Origin of the sequence: Natronosalvus rutilus (genome assembly GCF_024204665.1) — an archaeon.
GTDB lineage: Archaea > Halobacteriota > Halobacteria > Halobacteriales > Natrialbaceae > Natronosalvus > Natronosalvus rutilus.
Window position 1 is genome coordinate 144,691 of the sequence record NZ_CP100356.1, and the last position, 16,656, is coordinate 161,346.

Annotated in this window: 20 protein-coding genes and 7 pseudogenes; 11 read left to right on the forward strand and 16 right to left on the reverse strand. The window is 56.7% G+C overall.

Annotated features, from left to right (window positions below; genetic code table 11):
* Nucleotides 1–56: 56 nt before the first annotated feature.
* The 4 genes from NGM29_RS19085 (at nt 57) to NGM29_RS19100 (ending at nt 2,093) form a co-directional block, all read left to right on the forward strand.
* The gene (locus tag NGM29_RS19085) at nt 57–473 is read left to right on the forward strand and encodes a DUF302 domain-containing protein (protein ID WP_254161171.1); all 417 of its coding nucleotides are present in this window, start codon (nt 57–59) and stop codon (nt 471–473) included.
* 6 nt (nt 474–479) lie between these two features.
* Nucleotides 480–833, forward strand: coding sequence for an SHOCT domain-containing protein (locus NGM29_RS19090; RefSeq protein ID WP_254161173.1), 354 nt, complete (start codon nt 480–482; stop codon nt 831–833).
* A gap of 170 nt (nt 834–1,003) precedes the next feature.
* Nucleotides 1,004–1,312 (forward strand): thioredoxin family protein, encoded by a 309-nt coding sequence (locus NGM29_RS19095; RefSeq protein ID WP_254161175.1) that lies wholly within the window; start codon nt 1,004–1,006, stop codon nt 1,310–1,312.
* A 25-nt stretch (nt 1,313–1,337) separates the two neighbouring features.
* The gene (locus tag NGM29_RS19100) at nt 1,338–2,093 is read left to right on the forward strand and encodes a plastocyanin/azurin family copper-binding protein (protein ID WP_254161177.1); all 756 of its coding nucleotides are present in this window, start codon (nt 1,338–1,340) and stop codon (nt 2,091–2,093) included.
* Here NGM29_RS19100 and NGM29_RS21215 read toward each other — a convergent pair.
* The 6 genes and pseudogenes from NGM29_RS21215 to NGM29_RS21530 all read right to left on the reverse strand — a co-directional run.
* Complete coding sequence (locus tag NGM29_RS21215; RefSeq protein WP_256548197.1) at nt 2,081–2,209, reverse strand: hypothetical protein; 129 nt, start codon at nt 2,207–2,209, stop codon at nt 2,081–2,083. The two genes, NGM29_RS19100 and NGM29_RS21215, sit on opposite strands and share 13 nt — an antisense overlap.
* A 54-nt stretch (nt 2,210–2,263) precedes the next feature.
* Nucleotides 2,264–2,485: a DUF8129 domain-containing protein gene (locus tag NGM29_RS19105; protein WP_254161179.1), complete on the reverse strand. Its 222-nt coding sequence runs from the start codon at nt 2,483–2,485 to the stop codon at nt 2,264–2,266.
* A 126-nt stretch (nt 2,486–2,611) separates the two neighbouring features.
* Nucleotides 2,612–3,082, reverse strand: a complete 471-nt coding sequence (locus NGM29_RS19110) for a PIN domain-containing protein (RefSeq protein WP_254161181.1) — start codon at nt 3,080–3,082, stop codon at nt 2,612–2,614.
* Nucleotides 3,079–3,330: a ribbon-helix-helix protein, CopG family gene (locus NGM29_RS19115; RefSeq protein WP_254161183.1), complete on the reverse strand. Its 252-nt coding sequence runs from the start codon at nt 3,328–3,330 to the stop codon at nt 3,079–3,081. The genes NGM29_RS19110 and NGM29_RS19115 overlap by 4 nt, the downstream gene beginning before the upstream one ends.
* 60 nt (nt 3,331–3,390) lie before the next feature.
* On the reverse strand, nt 3,391–4,050 hold the full coding sequence (locus NGM29_RS19120; RefSeq protein WP_254161185.1) for an RNA polymerase subunit sigma-70: 660 nt from the start codon (nt 4,048–4,050) through the stop codon (nt 3,391–3,393).
* A gap of 53 nt (nt 4,051–4,103) precedes the next feature.
* Nucleotides 4,104–4,271, reverse strand: a pseudogene (locus NGM29_RS21530) (DUF7389 domain-containing protein); the annotation flags it as partial.
* Between the two features lie 204 nt (nt 4,272–4,475).
* Between NGM29_RS21530 and NGM29_RS21220 the strand changes: the two are divergent.
* Nucleotides 4,476–4,598, forward strand: a complete 123-nt coding sequence (locus NGM29_RS21220; protein WP_256548198.1) for a hypothetical protein — start codon at nt 4,476–4,478, stop codon at nt 4,596–4,598.
* Nucleotides 4,599–5,822: pseudogene (locus tag NGM29_RS19125) on the forward strand (RNA-guided endonuclease InsQ/TnpB family protein).
* Nucleotides 5,823–5,892: 70 nt separating this feature from the next.
* Here NGM29_RS19125 and NGM29_RS19130 read toward each other — a convergent pair.
* From NGM29_RS19130 to NGM29_RS19165, 7 genes and pseudogenes are all read right to left on the reverse strand, one after another.
* Nucleotides 5,893–6,218: pseudogene (locus NGM29_RS19130) on the reverse strand (DUF6166 domain-containing protein); the annotation flags it as partial.
* An 86-nt stretch (nt 6,219–6,304) separates the two neighbouring features.
* Nucleotides 6,305–6,583: a ribbon-helix-helix domain-containing protein gene (locus NGM29_RS19135; RefSeq protein ID WP_254161187.1), complete on the reverse strand. Its 279-nt coding sequence runs from the start codon at nt 6,581–6,583 to the stop codon at nt 6,305–6,307.
* A 352-nt stretch (nt 6,584–6,935) separates the two neighbouring features.
* A complete protein-coding gene (locus NGM29_RS19145; protein WP_254161189.1) occupies nt 6,936–7,349 on the reverse strand; it encodes a putative toxin-antitoxin system toxin component, PIN family in 414 nt (137 codons plus the stop codon).
* Nucleotides 7,346–7,609 carry an AbrB/MazE/SpoVT family DNA-binding domain-containing protein gene (locus NGM29_RS19150; RefSeq protein ID WP_254161191.1) on the reverse strand — a complete coding sequence of 88 codons (264 nt, stop codon included), beginning with the start codon at nt 7,607–7,609 and terminating at the stop codon, nt 7,346–7,348. The genes NGM29_RS19145 and NGM29_RS19150 overlap by 4 nt, the downstream gene beginning before the upstream one ends.
* 230 nt (nt 7,610–7,839) lie before the next feature.
* Nucleotides 7,840–8,072 (reverse strand): annotated as a pseudogene (locus NGM29_RS19155) (hypothetical protein); the annotation flags it as partial.
* Nucleotides 8,069–8,724: pseudogene (locus NGM29_RS19160) on the reverse strand (MarR family transcriptional regulator); the annotation flags it as partial. The pseudogenes NGM29_RS19155 and NGM29_RS19160, both read right to left, overlap by 4 nt.
* Nucleotides 8,725–8,760: 36 nt before the next feature.
* On the reverse strand, nt 8,761–10,596 hold the full coding sequence (locus NGM29_RS19165) for a multicopper oxidase family protein (RefSeq protein ID WP_254161193.1): 1,836 nt from the start codon (nt 10,594–10,596) through the stop codon (nt 8,761–8,763).
* A gap of 213 nt (nt 10,597–10,809) precedes the next feature.
* Here NGM29_RS19165 and NGM29_RS19170 point away from each other — a divergent pair.
* Nucleotides 10,810–11,121 (forward strand): annotated as a pseudogene (locus NGM29_RS19170) (hypothetical protein); the annotation flags it as partial.
* Nucleotides 11,122–11,265: 144 nt separating this feature from the next.
* Here the strand turns inward: NGM29_RS19170 and NGM29_RS19175 are convergent.
* Nucleotides 11,266–11,667, reverse strand: coding sequence for a hypothetical protein (locus NGM29_RS19175; protein ID WP_254161195.1), 402 nt, complete (start codon nt 11,665–11,667; stop codon nt 11,266–11,268).
* Nucleotides 11,668–11,805: 138 nt separating this feature from the next.
* Here NGM29_RS19175 and sp36 point away from each other — a divergent pair, with 138 nt between their 5' ends.
* Both sp36 and NGM29_RS19185 read left to right on the forward strand, forming a co-directional pair.
* On the forward strand, nt 11,806–12,012 hold the full coding sequence (sp36, locus tag NGM29_RS19180; RefSeq protein WP_254161197.1) for a Sp36 family protein: 207 nt from the start codon (nt 11,806–11,808) through the stop codon (nt 12,010–12,012).
* Entirely contained in the window at nt 12,009–13,025 is a 1,017-nt protein-coding gene (locus NGM29_RS19185) for a DUF7972 family membrane protein (RefSeq protein ID WP_254161199.1), read from the forward strand. The genes sp36 and NGM29_RS19185 overlap by 4 nt, the downstream gene beginning before the upstream one ends.
* 310 nt (nt 13,026–13,335) lie before the next feature.
* On the opposite strand, the pseudogene NGM29_RS19190 reads toward NGM29_RS19185, so the two are convergent.
* A pseudogene (locus NGM29_RS19190) lies at nt 13,336–13,437 on the reverse strand (bacterio-opsin activator); the annotation flags it as partial.
* Nucleotides 13,438–13,717: 280 nt separating this feature from the next.
* Here NGM29_RS19190 and NGM29_RS19195 point away from each other — a divergent pair.
* Together NGM29_RS19195 and NGM29_RS19200 are read left to right on the forward strand one after the other, a co-directional pair.
* On the forward strand, nt 13,718–14,233 hold the full coding sequence (locus tag NGM29_RS19195; RefSeq protein WP_254161201.1) for a hypothetical protein: 516 nt from the start codon (nt 13,718–13,720) through the stop codon (nt 14,231–14,233).
* 560 nt (nt 14,234–14,793) lie between these two features.
* The gene (locus NGM29_RS19200) at nt 14,794–16,002 is read left to right on the forward strand and encodes a CBS domain-containing protein (RefSeq protein WP_254161204.1); all 1,209 of its coding nucleotides are present in this window, start codon (nt 14,794–14,796) and stop codon (nt 16,000–16,002) included.
* A gap of 177 nt (nt 16,003–16,179) precedes the next feature.
* On the opposite strand, the gene NGM29_RS19205 is transcribed toward NGM29_RS19200, so the two are convergent.
* Nucleotides 16,180–16,419 (reverse strand): hypothetical protein, encoded by a 240-nt coding sequence (locus NGM29_RS19205; RefSeq protein ID WP_254161206.1) that lies wholly within the window; start codon nt 16,417–16,419, stop codon nt 16,180–16,182.
* Between the last annotated feature and the right edge of the window lie 237 nt (nt 16,420–16,656).

Below are 16,656 nucleotides of genomic sequence, written 5' to 3' on the forward strand. Positions count from 1 at the left end.
AACGTCCGCCGTTGGGGTACCCAAGCGTTAACCCCGTGGACGGAGTATGATATTTCATGGAATACACAATACAGACTTCAGTCACCGGCGAGTTCGACGACGTCGTCGACACGACAATCGCAGCGCTCGAAGACGAAGGATTCGGCGTTCTCTGTGACATCGACATCCAGGCGACGCTCAAGGAGAAGATCGGCGAAGAATACCGCCAGTATCGCATTCTCGGTGCATGCAATCCCCCGCTGGCATACGAGGGACTGACCGAAGAAATCGAACTCGGCGCACTCCTTCCGTGTAACGTCATCGTCTACGAAACCGATGACGGCGATATTGTTGTGAGTGCCGTTGATCCAAAGCAATTGGTCGGTATCGCGGACAACGATGCGCTCGACTCCATCGCGACCGAGGTCAACGAGCGTTTCGAGCGTGTTCTCTCGGCCGTCACCGACGAACAAGAGTTCACGTCGGAGGCCTGATCTTCGATGGCTTCATCGAACCAACTCGACACCACGACAATCGTTCTCCTGATACTCGGAGCGATCATCTTGCTTCCGTTGCTCACAATGGGGATGGGATTCGGCGGGATGATGGGGTACGGTGGGATGATGGGGCAGTATGGCGGTACTGGTGGATGGTGGCCGCTCGTTGGGATGCTCGTCCCGCTCATCTTCCTCCTTATCCTCCTCGGCGGTGGCTACCTCGTCCTCCGGCGCGCGAACGAAAGCCAGACGTCTCGAGATCCCGCGATGGAGGAACTCCGCACGGCGTACGCTCGCGGCGACCTCACCGACGAAGAGTTCGAATCCCGCCGCGAGAGACTCGAACGATCGGAGTGAGCCAACGAGTACGCACCAAGGTGTGTATTCCCACGCCTGTGTGATCGAATTCATGATGCTACTCCCGATCACCACTGTGTGAGCACGCCTTCGAATCGAAGAGATGGAGTTCTCTCAGCTTACGATTCTAAATAGTAATGTGGTTAAGTCCCAATCACGTAGAATACTATGTGACCGAAGTCATCCTCTTCACCCAAGAGACGTGCGGAGCATGCGCAACACAACGGGAGAAAAACGACGGCCTCGAGGACAAGTATCCGGACGTGGAGTTCCGGGAGGTCGACATCCAGAAAGATCTGGAAACGGCCGAGGAGTACGGCGTCCGGAAGACGCCGACGACACTCGTCTACGCGAACGGTGAACAGACCGCCGAATTCATTGGTATCGTCGACCGGGAGGACCTGGAGTCGGCTATCGAGAGCGCGAGCCAGAAGTCATCTGGATTCGCCCAGCGCCTCGTCGATGTCGTGCGTGGATAACGAACCAGCGACCGATTCAACTCATATGACGAACTATAATCGACGTCAGTTCCTGGGAGTGCTCGGTGCCGGCGCAGTCGCCAGTACAGGCCTCTCTCAGCCAGCCAGCGCACAGGAGACGCCCGTCGTGAAGATGGGCAACAACTATTTCGATCCGATTGGGCTCCACGTTGAACCCGGCACGACCGTCCGCTTCGAGATAGCAGCCGGTGCACACTCGGCAACGGCCTACGAGAACCGGATTCCATCCGACGCCAGCGTATTCGATAGTGGGACTATCTCGTCGGGAGAGTTCGAGTACACGTTCGAAGAACCGGGTACGTACGACTACTACTGCATTCCGCACAAGTCGGTCGGGATGGTCGGTCGTATCGTCATCGGCAGCCCTGGCGGTCCAGCCGAAGACAGTCCGATTCCGGACGGTGACGTGCCCGAGAGCGACGCGATCGTCGAACAGGGCGCAATAGCGTATGGATCTAGCACCGGAGGTGACGGGAACTCCGATGGCGGAATGATGGGTCCAGGGAGGGGGTCTGGCCCGGGGATGATGAACGGCCGGAACGGTGGATGGTTCGGTGGGCTGCCGTTCGTCGGCGGGGCACTCGGAATGCTGGGGCTGGTCGGCGGACTCCTCTACTGGGCAACAGGTCGAGGTGACGCACCTCCGGAGAGCGACGACTCCGCGATGGAAACTCTCCAACGCGGATACGCACGAGGCGAGATCGACAAAGCGGAGTTCCAGCGACGCCGTGAGCAATTGATGAAGAATCAAGAGAACTGAAGCCTGTCGGGGTCTGGCGCGGTTGAGGCCCCGACGCTCGTCTCGGTTACTTCGAGTTGGCCATCGTCTCCGAACGCGGTCTGTCGCTGAATCTTGATCTTGGGTCGATCGCTCATCTATTTCGAGCCTCCACCCATGGCGGCGCCGACAAACAGCCCGTGAGCACCCATTCAGGTATCTTCTGACCGAATCTCGCTGGCCCGGTCTTTGAGTCGGCGGAGGATCTGGACGCGTTGCTGGTGGGCGTTTTCGTAGGCAACGCACGCTCGCAGCGTCTTCATGTCGCGAATCGTCGCGATACCAGCGTTGATGAGTCGCGTATTCGGTGGGTCGAGACGCTGTTCCGGTGTGAGACCACCTGATTCGATGGATGAATCTGACGTGTTAGCCACTTGTGTTCGCCTCAGCTCTCTGGAGGCGACGATAAACTGCTCTAGTTATGGGCTACTTCCTTGACCAGCTTCCACCGCTTCTACTCGTTGTAAATCTTCAACTGAGAGGCGAGAATAGCCTCATAATTACTCGAATGGTTCATCGAGCAGTGCGATTCCCCGTTCAACCACGGCATCAGTAATGAACAGGCTTGTCTCTGTCTGGAGTGCCCGCATCAGCTCGGCTGCTTTCGATTTGGTGAGTTCCCCACGAGTGTATGCGAGAACAATGACACCGATTGAGCCATGCACCTCGACATTGACATCCTCAGCGGCGTCTCTTGCAGCGAGGTCGTCAGTCAAAAGGACAGCTGAGTGCTTAGACGCGACTGCAAGAGCGGCAGTCTCGCCGGGGTCTAAATCATCGGTGCGTTCAGTAACCTCTGCCTCGACGAGTTCGTACCCGATGGTACTGAGTGCCGCCGGAACTGTATCTATCTTGAGTTCGTCGTATACGGTTTGTGGGATGAGGAGCTTATCGACTACCGAGAGCAAGTCAAGGGCATCAATTTCGTCAAGATGGATAAGTGGGCCTGTATCAGCGACCGCAACAATCACGCACTTAGTCCCCACCGAACATCGTCTTCGACTGCCTGCAGTTCGCGTTCCGCACGCTTGACGCGGTCACGTCCAACGAGTTCGATCGCCGTTTCTCGATCGATCTCGTCGTTCACGTACCGCGAGAGGACGAGGTCTATCCAGAGGTCTTCGACACCGCGTTCCAGCGCCTGTTTGAGGATCTCCGACTCGGGGATGCCTCGCGCTTCCGCGATTTCTTGCACCCGTTCAGTGAGATCCACAGCCATGTCTACACAATTGCACTGCGATGACTTAAACATCTGTGGATGGTTTAAACGGAATCTTCGTCAATTCGGACGGTAGGCCGCGTCAGTGTCGACGTCGTCGTACATCCGACCGAGCATGTCGAGTGCCGACTGGAAATGCGCGTAGTGCTCGTTTGCAAACGCTACGGTTTCTTCGAGCGGGATGACGGGCCGTCCGCCGACCACCTCAACTTCGATTTGTGTTCGCAGCTTGAGGACGACCTGTATCGCACCATCGAAGCCGTCGGTGGGTTGGCGTTCCTCCACAGTCGGGATTCCGAACCGATCGAAGAACGCCGCCCAGGCGTCAAGATCGGTCTCGTGGATTGCGATGAACAGCGGATAGTCCTCTGGGTCGCGAGCGACTTGGTAGCCACCGCGAGTCCAGACATAGACTGCATCGATGGCGGTGAAGGCGTAGTCCATGCTGGCGAATTGTGGGAGGATGTACGCCTCCGAAATCGATGGCGGCGAGGTGTCTGCTGCTGCGATTAGGAACTCGAGACTGACATCTCGGAGCGTCTGGTCGACGAGATGGAGCCCATCGTCGTACGCAACGTATCCCGCTTCCTCGAGGCGATTTACGACGCGGCGGATCGTCTCTCGGTTCTCGTCGATCTTCCGCGCGACGCCGGATATGGAATCACTCGGTTCGAGCGCGAGGATGACCTTGAGTTCCTTTTCACTACACACTTCGTACATTCTATGATTACACAAATATGTGTAACACTCAAAGGGATTACTTTTCGTGTGAGGTCTGCTGGCTGGATTTGCCGAGCGTCTTCGGCAAGACCGTGGATGTACTCGCGGAGGGTTTCCATATCCTCACGGGCGTCTTCGAGTGTTTTCGCTTTCACCTTGGCCGTGATCGGGTCCTCATCCCTCGTTCCGGTTCCACGTTTGAGCTTCACGTTGAGGGAGATACCAACGTTGCTCCGTTCGACGTACTCTACTGGCGCATGTTGATTACCGGAATTGAGGCGCTAAGGCCCCTTCCTCAACGAACGAGCGAAGCAAGTGAGTAGGGAGGGGATACAGCGCCGCACGAGTGTCGAACACCTTCGACGCTCGACCCACAGGCCTACGCATTCACAACTGTTTAATACGTTGTTTACATAAGTTATGGTGTGGCAACGCGCAAGACCATCTCTATCCGCGACGACCAAGAGGAGTGGATTCAGAAGAATCACCTGAGTCTGTCCTCGTTCGTCCAAGAGAAACTTGACGAACTCATCGAAGAACGCTCGTAGATGAACTACAACTACAGGTATTGACTCCGACCGTCCGACGCTCTCGAAGAGCAGTTAGCGTGGACTGTCGATACCTGTAGACAGGTCTACAACTACTTCCTCCACCGCCTCAACCGGACCGACGAAACCTCGGCGTACTCCGAGCAGAAACTCCTTCCGAGTCTCAAGAAGTGGTAGAGCGACCTGAAAAACGTTCACTCGAAGGTTCTTCAGAGAGTCGTTCAACGCTTGTACGACAACCTCTCGACGCTTCGCGGTCGCAAAGAGAACGGCTACCGCATCGGGACGCTCAAGTGGAAAGCACCGGGCGAGTACCGCAGTTTCACCTACAGTCAATCCGGCTTCAAGCTCAAGAACACGAGCGGTCGGACTCGATTGTGGCTCTCTAAACTCGGAGAAATCCCACTCACCTTCCACCGCGACCTGCCTGAAGACGCCGAGACAAAGACCGTCACGGTCAAACAAGAATCCACGGGCAAGTGGTACGCCATTCTTGGCCTCGAAACGCCCGAGGACCCGCCGGAGAAGCCTGAGCGGTGTGTCGGTATCGACGTGGGGATTCTCAAGTACGCTCACGACACGGACGGAACCGCTGTCGAATCGCTCGACCTGTCCGACGAGCGCGAACGGTTGGAACGCGCCCAACGCGACCTCTCGCGGAAACAGCACGGGTCTGCGAATTGGGAGAAGCAACGTCGGATCGTTGCCGAACGTCACGCCGAACTGAAACAGAAACGCCGCGACTTCCTCCACAAACTTTCGAACTACTACGCGAGAGAGTACGACTTCGTAGCGGTCGAAGACCTTGACGCAAAGGGCTTAGTCGAACTGCCCGGAAACTCGCGGAACCGATCAGGGGCGGCGCGGGGGACGTTCCTTCGGATGCTTGAGTACAAGTGCGAACGCGAAGGGACGTACTTCGTCGCCGTGAATCCGCGCGGAACGACGAAGGAGTGTGCCTCCTGCGGTGTCTCGACGGAGAAGCCGCTATGGGTGCGCGAACACTCCTGTCCGGCGTGTGGTTTCGAAGCGGACAGAGACGCGAACGCGGCGTGGAACATTCTTTCTCGCGGCCTCGAAGACGTAGGAGCGGGATGCTCCGAATCAACGCCTGTGGAGACTGCGCTCCCTGTGGATACGCCTGTATCTGCAAAGCGCGTCGTGGAAACAGGAAGCCCCACCCTCAAGCGCGAGGGCGTCAGCCCGAGCGGTAGAGTGGGGTAGTTCACTGTTCTCCATCGATTCGGTGTTCGTATGAGACTGCGGGTTGCTGACATGGATTGTTCTCTGGTCGTTAGTTGACGGACGGTGCGACTGTGTCACCTGATGGTTCGCGAAGAGTGGCGTCGGTCTCGCGTTCGGTGACTCGCCAGTAGCCGTCGGACCTGTGCACTCCAGCTGGCTCACGACCTCGATCTTGAAGGACATGTACTCCGTCAGTGCCACCTTCTCGTCGTCGGTGTACTCGAGCAGGAGGGAGAGCGCGAATTGGGCTGGATCGCTGCTACCGTATCCCCATTCAGAGCCCAAGGGACTGTGTTTCGCCAGTTCGAGACTTCGCTCCGGCGTGAGTTGTTCTTGGCTGGGGGGTTTCTCGACGATGGGACGTCCAGTCTTTCGCCTCGTCAAGTTTCTTGACTAGTCGCTCTTGGGCTTCCATTTCGACCCCCTCCAGTAAATCGAGTGCTTTCGATGTCCACTCGACTTCAGTCATCGATTCCCAGCCGGTTCTTCACTTCGTCCTGTGACACCGTCTCGCCCTGTTCGCGCTGCTTGCGGCTCTCGGCCAGATGCTCAAGCGCTTCCGCGGACAGTTGTGTGGGAGGATTGACGGCATCCCGGAGTGCATCGCGAATGAACTCGGATTTGTTAGCATACCGCCGCTCCTCCCAGACCTCGTTGACCTGTGCCAGCAGCGACTGTGGCACCCGGACGTTGATCTTCTCCATTTCACCTTCGCCACCGCTGTCGCTGTCAGTGCTCATAAGCTGTGATACGCTTGTATCACGTAAGTACCTTGGATTGGATCTGTGGACTGTGATTGATGAGGTCCAGACTGCGCTCGAGGGAGAGCCGTCGATGACCTGAGAGGTTCAGGACGACGGTGTTGTCGTCAACACGAAAGCTGACGTATTCGATCGTGTCTCGGTGGGACTGTCCGGGCGATGCTACTGGAACCGATTCCGAACTGGCCAGAGGTACATTCCCGTTCATTCGTGGCTCGCGGGAGGTTCGGTGGCCCCCGCACCCCACCTTGGGGTCAACAAACTATGTCGGACGATCGCCCTCGAGGAGAGATCTCGGAGCTTAGCCTATTCCCTATTAGTCACGAATGGATCACCGGGACGTGAGAAGTTCGTAGAACGCTCTTGGCTCGACAATATCGATCCCTCGGAACGAATCGAGATCGAGGAGATGGCGATCCCCGGAGACGATGTAGTCGACGTTGCCCGCTACGGCAGCTTCGAGGAACTTGTCATCGTCAGGATCGGCCTCGACCGCGGTAATATCTTCATCCGGAGCGACGAATTCTGCGAAATAGCGGATCGTTTCGACCTCCTGCTGGACGTCTCCCTCGTCCATATGAAACTTCTCCGGATATTTGAGCAGGGTGTCTCGAAACTCTGTGAGCGTCGCGACGGAGACGACGATCTGATACTCGTTGCTAAACCCCTCGACGACGATTTCGTGGGGCACGCCGGTCGCGATGACGCTCGAAATGAGTCCGTTCGTATCGAGAACAACTCTCATTCATCAGCGCCCCGCGCATCATGCACCAACTCGTTGACTTCCTCCATTGAGAGGTCGACCGTCTCAGCGCGTTCCTCGACTCGTTGTTGGAACTCCTCGACGGACGGCAACTCGAGTTTCTTCAATACGAGGCCGTAGTCCGTTGGGACGACCATCAGCTTCGTCCCCTTTTCGAGGCCGAACTGTTTGCGTAGCCGACTTGGGATGGTGATCTGCCCCTTCGACGTCACCGTCGTGACTTCAGGGTCGTCAGTACTCATGAATGGCTCTATGTAAGAATTCCTTACGCAGCGTCTTGAACCCACCAGTCAATTCGAGCCCACGGTATCTTCGTGCATCGTTTGCTTCCTTGTCGAGAATTAGCGACCGAAACAATCACGCACTTAGCCCCCACCGAACATCGTCTTCGACTGTCTGCAGTTCGCGTTCTGCACGCCTGACACGGTCACGTCCAACGAGTTCGACCACCGTTTCTCGATCTATCTCGTCACGACTCCGTTGGTTCGTCGACAACCGTGAATCCCTGTGACGTGAGCGTCTGGTAGACGTGCTCGAACTCAGAAACAATACCCACCGCGAGATCGATATCTTCGGTTTGGTCTTTCACCCCCGGACCGTCATCGCAGATCCGCCAAGGAGATACACCGTCACCGACTCCGACAGCCAGCTATCGAACTCCTCGAGGAACTCTTTGATCGCCTCGCCACCCTTGAACACTGTCATGCGACACCGTACTGGTCTTTGAGCGCTGTAAATCTGATTCACTTGGAAGGACGACAGGGGACTCCTCTGAGACGTCGAATTCTCCCTGAAGTGGCCGATACATCGTAGTGATCGTGGGCTCCAAGTCGTACCACTGCGCAGTCTCGGTGAGCGTTTCCCGATCGATTTCCTCCTTCTTGATCAGGAGCATTGCATAGCTGACGCGACGGGACCCGCTATCGAGGATGAGCGTATGGCACACCACCTCGGCAGGTGTGAGTGCTTCATCAGGGGCATACCAGAACACGGATTCGCCTGCGAGGAAGAACTGCAGGCCGTACTTCTCAAACCGAGTGAGCCCGGTCGGTTGCCAGTCGGAGGCTGCATCTAATGCGTCCGTATCCTCGGCTGTCTGGACACGGACGAGGGCGCGCTTCGGATCACACCACTCAACCGTCGCACTCGGGGCGAGCTCCCGGGCTCGCGACCGGTGCTCGTGGGTCACGACGGCCTGGGCGAACGCCAGCAGCGGCGCGAGGTCCTCACTCACCGCGTACTCGGGGCCAGACGGGGACAGCATTGCTCGATGTTTGAGTGGCGACAGCGCCTTGTGAACGCCTTGTCGAGTAATCTCCAGTCGCTCTGTAATCTCGGATACTCGACGAGGTTTGTCGCCGTTCACCGTCAGTTCGACGCAATGCCTGACCGACTATTCTGTGTCGTTCCCCTCATCGTCTTCCGGTGGTCTCACTACGAATGGACGCATCATGTCGTAATCCTCGTGCTCGACCATGTGACAGTGCCACATGTACGTCCCCGTCTGATCGTTGAAGAGACCTTCGTACTCCCCAAAGTGGACCGCCACGTGGACTACCTCGGACGGGTGAACCGTGACCACGTCGTTCCATCCCAGTTCGTAGGGTTCGGGATCCTCGAGCGAGTCCAGATCGACGTCGTCCTCTGCCGGATCGTAGTCTCCTGCTGATTGCCGTCCCAGGACCTGAAAGTGCACTAGATGAAGGTGGATTGGGTGAGACATCCCGGTCTGATTGACAATACTCCAGATCTCGGTGTCCCCGAGCCGTGGATCCTCCGTTACCGGATCATCCAGTGCGAGTCCGGACATGTGTTCTTCGTTGCCGAGCTTGTGCAGATTTCGCCCGTACTCGTCTCTCTGCATCAAGAGCGGGAGGTACCGGATGTTGTCGACGGTATCCAGTGAAATCTCCGGTACATCTGCCAGGTTCGACGGGATAGGACTCGTATTCTCTTCAGCGGCCGAGTCCGAGACGTCGACGAGCAGGATTTCGGGAAGTGAAACGACATCATCGTCTTCACTGCTGAATTCAGCACGATACATAGCAGGAGCGTCATTGTGGAGGAGCAGCGTCTCCCCTTCCCACTCCGAGAAGTCGACGACGACGTCACCGCGTTTCCCAGGGCCGAGTTCGAGTCGATCGTCGAGTTCGGCAGGTTCCGAGAGGAGGCCGCCGTCGTTACCGATCTGAACGAACGACGGACCGGTGTCGCCAACGGTTTCGGAGGACTCGTCGTACTCACGAAGGTCGAGATTGTAGAACCGACAGTTCGATCCGTTCAATATCCGGAACCGGTACGTTCGGGGAGAAACTGACAGTCGAGGCCAGGCTTTTCCGTTGACGACTGATGTATCTCCGTAGAATTCCGAGATGATGCTCGGATCGGGGAACGACTCGTCGTCGGGCGCGTCGGCAACGGTAGTTGGGTAGAACAACGACCCGTCATCGTTGAAACTCCGATCCTGCAAGACGAGTGGAATCTCGTACTCGCCGCTGGGAAGGCCGAGTTCCCGTTCTTCGTCACTTCGAAGGATATACAATCCGGCCAGACCGGCGTAGACGTTCAATCGGGTAATGCCGACCGAGTGGTCGTGATACCAGAGCGCCGATGCCGGTTGGTCATTCACGTAGAAGTAATCTTTCTTCTCGAAAGTTGGACCGGTTTCCGCAAAATCACGGGTATACCACCCCTGAGCTTTGCCATCGCTCTCGTGTTCGATGTTCCCCCCGTGGAGGTGCGTAACGGCCCGCACACCAGGGATATCATACGGGACCATACCACTGTGTATCGTTGTATCCACGGGCAAGAGATGTTCGTCCGGCAATTTATTCTCCCACCGGACGTAGATTGGTTCTCCCTTCTCAGCTTCGATCGTAGGTCCAGGGAATTGTCCTTCGTACCCCCAGACGGTGGTCGCCGGAAGGTCGGGATGCATCTCTTGGTCGAACTCCTGCATCTCCAGCTCGTAGTATGGCCGGTCGTCCTTGCTCCCAACCGGTTCAACGATACCGGGCTTCGGTAGGTCCGTGACCCACTTTTCGAGCGTAGGCGACGTATGATCGAGGATCGTCCGTGCATCCGATTGCTCTGGTGGACGTTCCTCTGGTTCTATGTCTGCTGAGGGGGTTGAACAACCAGCGAGTCCCGAAACCCCAACCGCACTCGAGATAACCATGAGATCCCGCCGAGAGAGGCCAGAATTGGATCGTTCGTCGTGGTCCACCATTTCATCTGAAGGTATGGAACCCTCCCTTATCTAGAACAAGCCGATTCCTACCGACTGGGAATCTTGTCGATACACGTTAGAACATTGTTGGCGACGCAAATAAACATCTGCCCGAATCGACACCGGGGCGCCTACATTCGGCGTATGATCCGTGCTCACGAGCGTACCCACAAGGAACTCGAGCGGAAATATATCGATCAGAGCGGCTGCGGTGACCTTACGTTCCGTCGAGACGAACGTACTGGGCGTCCTCGAGTCAACGATCCTGGAAGCCGACTCGATCGCCGCCAGCGCTCGAGCGGCGAATACTACTACGTCGACCTCGTCGCGTCGAGGTCGTTCCTGAGACGGCAGAACAACGCAGTCGGGTCGATGGCACGACCCGTGTACCTCAAGTGGAACAATCACGACTGGTGGGACGACCACAGCCCGCCCTCCATCGCGGAGACAATGGCCAACGAGGCGTACACAAACCTGAGTACCGCACCAAGCGGGAATATCGCTCTCGGGGACTCGGACGACTGAGACTCCCACGAGAGGAATCCCACGACTTCAGTTGTGGGTGGATGTCAAGGCCTGCTCTCGGGTAATCCTGTGGGTCTATAGCCGTGGCCCACTGGCTGGTCTAGCCGTCGTCATATCGGCAGAGTACACTCCCGACGTCCGAGTCTAGAAGAGTTTGTTCCCATCGGTAGCGACCGTCCGTCTTTCCACGACTGTCCCGTTAACCGCATTCACTGCGACGATCGTTGCGTTCTGATTCGTAGGGAGATACATTGTCACACTCGTCTGCCCACTATCTATCGTCGTCGAGTCGAACGTACTCCCGCTTTCGGCGATCACGACGAGTTGCGTGACGCCATTCGTCGTGGTTGCTGCCGGCGTCAACGTCACCGTCGTCTCGACACTCTTGCTGGCCCAGGGCTCGGTCACCGAGAGTTGCTCGAACACTGTCGATTCGGTCGTCTCTATCGTGACTGTGGGGCTGAGCGTCAGACAGCCGCTCCCAACAACCAGCCCAAGCAGGGCTATCGTCGCAACGACGCGGTGGCGTGAGGGAGTGCCAGTCATTACTTGTCCTCTTCGGTGCCCGAGTGCTTGAGCGTTGCACTGCTAAGCGTCCAAGCAGCCCATCTTCTCGATCAAGAAATATTCCCTCCATCTGGGGGTGGAGCGGGGTATAGAGGGCTGCAGTACCTACTAGTAGTGATGTCCGAATCAGAAGCGACCCACTGGGAGTACGAGACGCTTCGCCCGCCGCGCGGTGAGACCAAAAAAGAAGCAGAGGATCCGAAAGCAGAGTTGAATCAACTCGGTGCAGAGGGCTGGGAGTTTATGGAGACGATCGACTATGAGGGAGGCGGCACCAAGTACCTCGTTTTCAAGCGGCCTGCCCAATCAAGTGAGTCAGTATGACTGACGAGACCGACATCAGCACGGCCAACACGATGCGTGAGCGCTCGGGCGAGAGTCGGATAAAACTCTGGGTACTGCTGCGCGCGAACCGCCTTCTCGTTTCCCTCGTCCTGACCAGTGCCGTGTTCGTCGCATTCGTGATCGCCGTCGCTGTCCTCTATCCACCGTTTTCACGGCAAATCGAGTCCGGCGACATGATCGACACGATGTTCTCGACGATGATCACGGTCATCGTGACTGGGACGACACTCGTCGTCACGATCGGTCAGCTCGTCCTCTCCCAGGAGAACGGCCCGCTTGGCGATCAACGCGAGCGGATGGCCAGTTCAATGGATTTCCGGGACTTCACTGAAGAATTAATTGGATCTCCGAGTCCTGCCGATCCATCCGAATTCCTCCGGCAGATCATCGGAGTCACGGCACAACGGACTACGGCTCTTCGAGACTCTATTGGCAAGAATGATGACGAGAACCTCCGAGAAGAGGTCGATGAATTTGCTGAAAGCGTCACTGGGAACGCTGACACGGTACGTGACCAACTTGAGGGTGCGCAGTTCGGCTCGTTCGACGTGTTATTTGCCGCATTGAATTTCAATTACAGCTGGAAAATCTTCCAAGTTGAACGTCTCGCGAACGAATACGAAGAGAGCCTCAATGAGGAAGAATACGGCTTGCTTGACGATCTCAAAACAGCGCTGTCACTGTTTGGACCAGCACGCGAGCACATCAAGACGCTGTACTTCCAATGGGCACTCATCAACCTGTCTCAGTTGATTCTCTATGCTGCAGTCCCTGCATTGGCTATTGCGGGTATCATGGTCGCGATCGTCGATGCGGGGACGTTCCCGGGAAGCACGCTCGGTTTCGATCACATCATCCTTGTCGTCGGCGGTGCGTTTGCAGTGACGCTCGTTCCATTCATGCTGTTCGTCTCGTATGTCCTTCGCATCGTCACCATAGCGAAACGGACACTTGCCATCGAGCCGTTGATCCTCCGTGATTCACAACGCTAAGGGGTTACGGCTCCGCTTGGCGCCCGTCTGGGGTTTTTGATCTATTGTTCCGTCCTAAGTTTCGAATACCAGAACCGACTCAACTGAGGATGAGCGGCCCCATTGGAGGGTCTGATTGGCGAGCGTCGCGAACCGCAAGATGGACGAATAAACAAGAGAATTGGTAGATTTGAGATGGCAAAGGCGGTACTGGCGACCCGAGGATAATCCCACCCTCGAGGAAGGTCGTCGCATCGACTGCCCTCTGCTGGGTCAATCCCTTCGACGGCTCGAGCGTCTCGTACTCCCACTGAGTGGAAATGGACTTCCGGATCAGTCGCTCCAGTTTGACCCTCACGCCCGGGAGTTGTGCGAACACGGTGCCGAGGAGGAGCTGATCGGATGGAACGGTAAAGGTCGCCGCAGTCGCCATTACTCGAACGATGTTATACTGGCTGGGAAACCCTTCCATGGAGCTATGTGAAAGGGGGACGAACAATTCGGTTAACCCGTTTTTGAGAGATCTCGATCTGTTGACTACGCGCTTTGAGTGCAGCAGAGTAGTATGAACAACTCGAATTCAGTCAGGAATAGCGTGCGAGATCCAGCGGATGAGTTCAGCACGACGACTCCGGGTATTTCGCCCCCTCTGATCAGAACAGCTGTCAGAATCGGTGGAATATTTATGTGTTTGCACCCCCTCTCGAGACGGAGTGGCTGACCTGATTACCGAATACGCCGACTACGACTCATTTGCTCGTGCGTGGCATTCAGATACCCTCGCTGACTACGATGTCTCTCTCGAAGAAGCCCGGGAACGGGGGCTTCTCAACGAACAGAAAACCCGGCAACTATGGCAATTGTTAGGGCTCCTTGGCACCGATGAGCTTTTTATTCAACTGCCAGATTGGTTGGCCAACGAGAAGGTTGAGGACACGGCCAGAACCACTCCCACAATGTTCGTTGGATGCATCTCCAGAGAGACCGAGGACGCAATTCTCTTCAAAGAGTCCGCAGCGGCTCGGCCACTGATGGGACTCGCACACAAAATTCATTCACTCGAGAAGGGTATTGAAAATACAGAGGTCGACACCGACCGACACGAGCGGTCAGAGAATCGTCTTCGAGACCATTACCAACAGTTTGGCAACCGAGATGACCTTCCTACCCTCTCTGACGACTGGCTTCCAAAAAGCCAACTCATAACGGCTGTTCAGCGGTGTGGGTAAACAAAACACCAGCCTTTATCGGAAGAAATGACGATTGTAATGGCGTTTTTTCAGAAATGACCGTACGTCACCAGACCGGCGTTGATCACGCCGATATACCGCATTCCTCTGGGACTGCTGTGCGAGATACGCGCCCTAAATGGCGAAGACGAGATAAGACAAGAGTATGACCCCGACGTGGACATCTGTTCACGCGATGGGGAAGACGTTCAAGTCATAATTGAACCAGAAGGCATCACATTCGCTTACTCATGTTAACTCGGATCTGGTAAATCGCTAGACGGCGACGATTCCCGGTGAGAACTCACGTCGCTCGAGGCGTCACGCTGGGACGAAATTGCTTGTGACGTCGAGAATTCCGGCAGTGACGAAGAGAGTATACGTTCTCACAACTCCATCGAACCACTAGAACACGACGCTGTATGGCGATTTACCAGGGCCGTTAACTCCAAATTCTGTATCGAATCCCAAGAGATTGTTACTTAGACTGGCTCGGACAGAATGAATAGGGGGTGGAACAAGCATAACCGTCCAGCGACCCTTCTACTAGGAAATCACACATGGATATATCTGAGATCCTCTCCCCAAAATTCACGGAGTTCGACATCGGCACACCGCTCTCGAAGGTCGCCGGGGCGTTCGAGAATCAGGAACTCGATGCCGTCGTCGTGACGGACGGCGACGAGTATCGCGGTGTCGTTAGTCGCCGACAGCTGGCTTCCTCGTCCAACCAGCCGTCTGCGAAGGTTAGCTCACAGGCACAGCACGTCCCAACTGTCGAGCGCACCGAGGATGTCCGCGAGGTCGCGCGGCTCATGATCGGTAGCGGCGCCAAAACACTCCCCGTACTCGATGACGACCGTGTTGTCGGTGTGGTGACCGGCGATGCGGTCCTCGAGGCTGTCCGTCCGTTTCTCGACGCAGTAACCGTCGACGATGCCTACACAATGGAGTTGATCAGTGCGGCCCCTGAAACCTCGATCGGAAAAGCGCTCAATATGCTTCGGGACGCCGGGATCGCCCATCTCCCAGTCGTCGACGGGGACGACCTCGTGGGACTGCTGAGCCTGTATGACGTCATCGAGTTCACGACGCGAGGCGGCAGCAAGAGCCAAGGTGGTTCGTCGAGCGGCTTCGGTGACCGTGGCGGTGGCGGGCAGAACCGTGGTGGATTCGGCGCACGCGAGGGCGACGCCGACCGGATGCTCGATCTCCCGGTACGGAACCTGATGTCCGACGCAGTCGTGACAGTAGAGCGGAACGCACCGCTCGACGCGGTGGTCGAGACGATGTTCGAGCAGGAAATCTCCTCACTTGTCGTCACGGCCGACGACACCGACGAGCCGATCGGTATCATCACGAAAACGGACGTCATCGAGGCGCTCACCTGGGAGCGCGATGACCGGAACGCCGTGCAGGTGTTCGGGCTCGACCTGCTGGAGGAGATGGACTACGACGACGTCTCCGCGCTGATCGAGCGCATGACCTCGAAGTACGGTGAGATGAGCGTGATCAAGGCCAGCATCGAACTGCAGGAGCACAAGGAACAGAGCCGGGGTGTGCCGCTGGTGCTGGCACGGATTCGACTGGTCACCGACCGCGGCTACTTCACTGCCGATGGGGAGGGGTACGGTGCTTCCCACGCCCTCCGTCTCGCAGCGAACGCTGTCGAACGCCGACTCCTCAAGGGGAAGACCTACGGCCAGTCGAAGAAGCATCCCGACACTGACGAGCAGGCGCAGCTCTATGGCTGGTGGCTTGGCGGGTAATCGGATCGATGTCTCCAATGATGGTAGTCGGTTCCGAGTGGCGCTACCCACTCGTCTCTCGTCTCTTGTCCCTTGTGCAGACGGACGAACATTGGTCGAGTTCGTCCAGTTAGGACGACACGGCTAAACGCGTGCATCCAGCAGTCGTCAGGTCGCTCGTGACGGTGGTTTGCGACATCAGTCCTCGAATGTGTCGTCGTATCGTTCGTAGGTGATGGTCAGTCGTCCTGGCGTTTGAGGCTTCGCTGCGTCTCGAAGCGCCTGGAACTCTCGCAGGAGTTCATCGGCATTGTCTGCCCCTTCTCGAACGCTCTGCGATTCCTCTCGAATCGTATCATATACCCGTTCCAGAATGCGTCGAGCGGCGTACGAATCAGTCTTCGAGTCTATCTCGAAGGAAGCCTCGTAGTCGGACATACTCGTGGTTGGTGCTCCACTGGAATAACTATCTTCATGTCTCATGGAGAGGGATTGTTTCTCTGATTCGGGATGATTCTCGTCCCCTCCGCCGGCTTCTGGCGTTAACGAGACGCGGGTTGCGTCTCGTTCGCACACCAGAACGCTTTGCGTTCTGGGGTCCCAGAAAAGCGAAGCAGGTACGCTAATGCCTCTTACCGAAGTCTTGCACCAGCCTTAACCAACAGTTTTAGTGTC

What these genes read in the sequence shown, in the direction of transcription:
- NGM29_RS19150 (WP_254161191.1), bottom strand. Translation starts at nt 7,609, where the DNA reads ATGAGTACTGACGACCCTGAAGTCACGACGGTGACGTCGAAGGGGCAG.
- NGM29_RS19085 (WP_254161171.1), top strand. Translation starts at nt 57, where the DNA reads ATGGAATACACAATACAGACTTCAGTCACCGGCGAGTTCGACGACGTC.
- NGM29_RS19175 (WP_254161195.1), bottom strand. Translation starts at nt 11,667, where the DNA reads ATGACTGGCACTCCCTCACGCCACCGCGTCGTTGCGACGATAGCCCTG.
- NGM29_RS19135 (WP_254161187.1), bottom strand. Translation starts at nt 6,583, where the DNA reads ATGAGCACTGACAGCGACAGCGGTGGCGAAGGTGAAATGGAGAAGATC.
- NGM29_RS19185 (WP_254161199.1), top strand. Translation starts at nt 12,009, where the DNA reads ATGACTGACGAGACCGACATCAGCACGGCCAACACGATGCGTGAGCGC.
- sp36 (WP_254161197.1), top strand. Translation starts at nt 11,806, where the DNA reads ATGTCCGAATCAGAAGCGACCCACTGGGAGTACGAGACGCTTCGCCCG.
- NGM29_RS19205 (WP_254161206.1), bottom strand. Translation starts at nt 16,419, where the DNA reads ATGTCCGACTACGAGGCTTCCTTCGAGATAGACTCGAAGACTGATTCG.
- NGM29_RS19100 (WP_254161177.1), top strand. Translation starts at nt 1,338, where the DNA reads ATGACGAACTATAATCGACGTCAGTTCCTGGGAGTGCTCGGTGCCGGC.
- NGM29_RS19120 (WP_254161185.1), bottom strand. Translation starts at nt 4,050, where the DNA reads ATGTACGAAGTGTGTAGTGAAAAGGAACTCAAGGTCATCCTCGCGCTC.
- NGM29_RS21215 (WP_256548197.1), bottom strand. Translation starts at nt 2,209, where the DNA reads ATGAGCGATCGACCCAAGATCAAGATTCAGCGACAGACCGCGTTCGGA.
- NGM29_RS19115 (WP_254161183.1), bottom strand. Translation starts at nt 3,330, where the DNA reads ATGGCTGTGGATCTCACTGAACGGGTGCAAGAAATCGCGGAAGCGCGA.
- NGM29_RS19090 (WP_254161173.1), top strand. Translation starts at nt 480, where the DNA reads ATGGCTTCATCGAACCAACTCGACACCACGACAATCGTTCTCCTGATA.
- NGM29_RS19165 (WP_254161193.1), bottom strand. Translation starts at nt 10,596, where the DNA reads ATGGTGGACCACGACGAACGATCCAATTCTGGCCTCTCTCGGCGGGAT.
- NGM29_RS19145 (WP_254161189.1), bottom strand. Translation starts at nt 7,349, where the DNA reads ATGAGAGTTGTTCTCGATACGAACGGACTCATTTCGAGCGTCATCGCG.
- NGM29_RS19200 (WP_254161204.1), top strand. Translation starts at nt 14,794, where the DNA reads ATGGATATATCTGAGATCCTCTCCCCAAAATTCACGGAGTTCGACATC.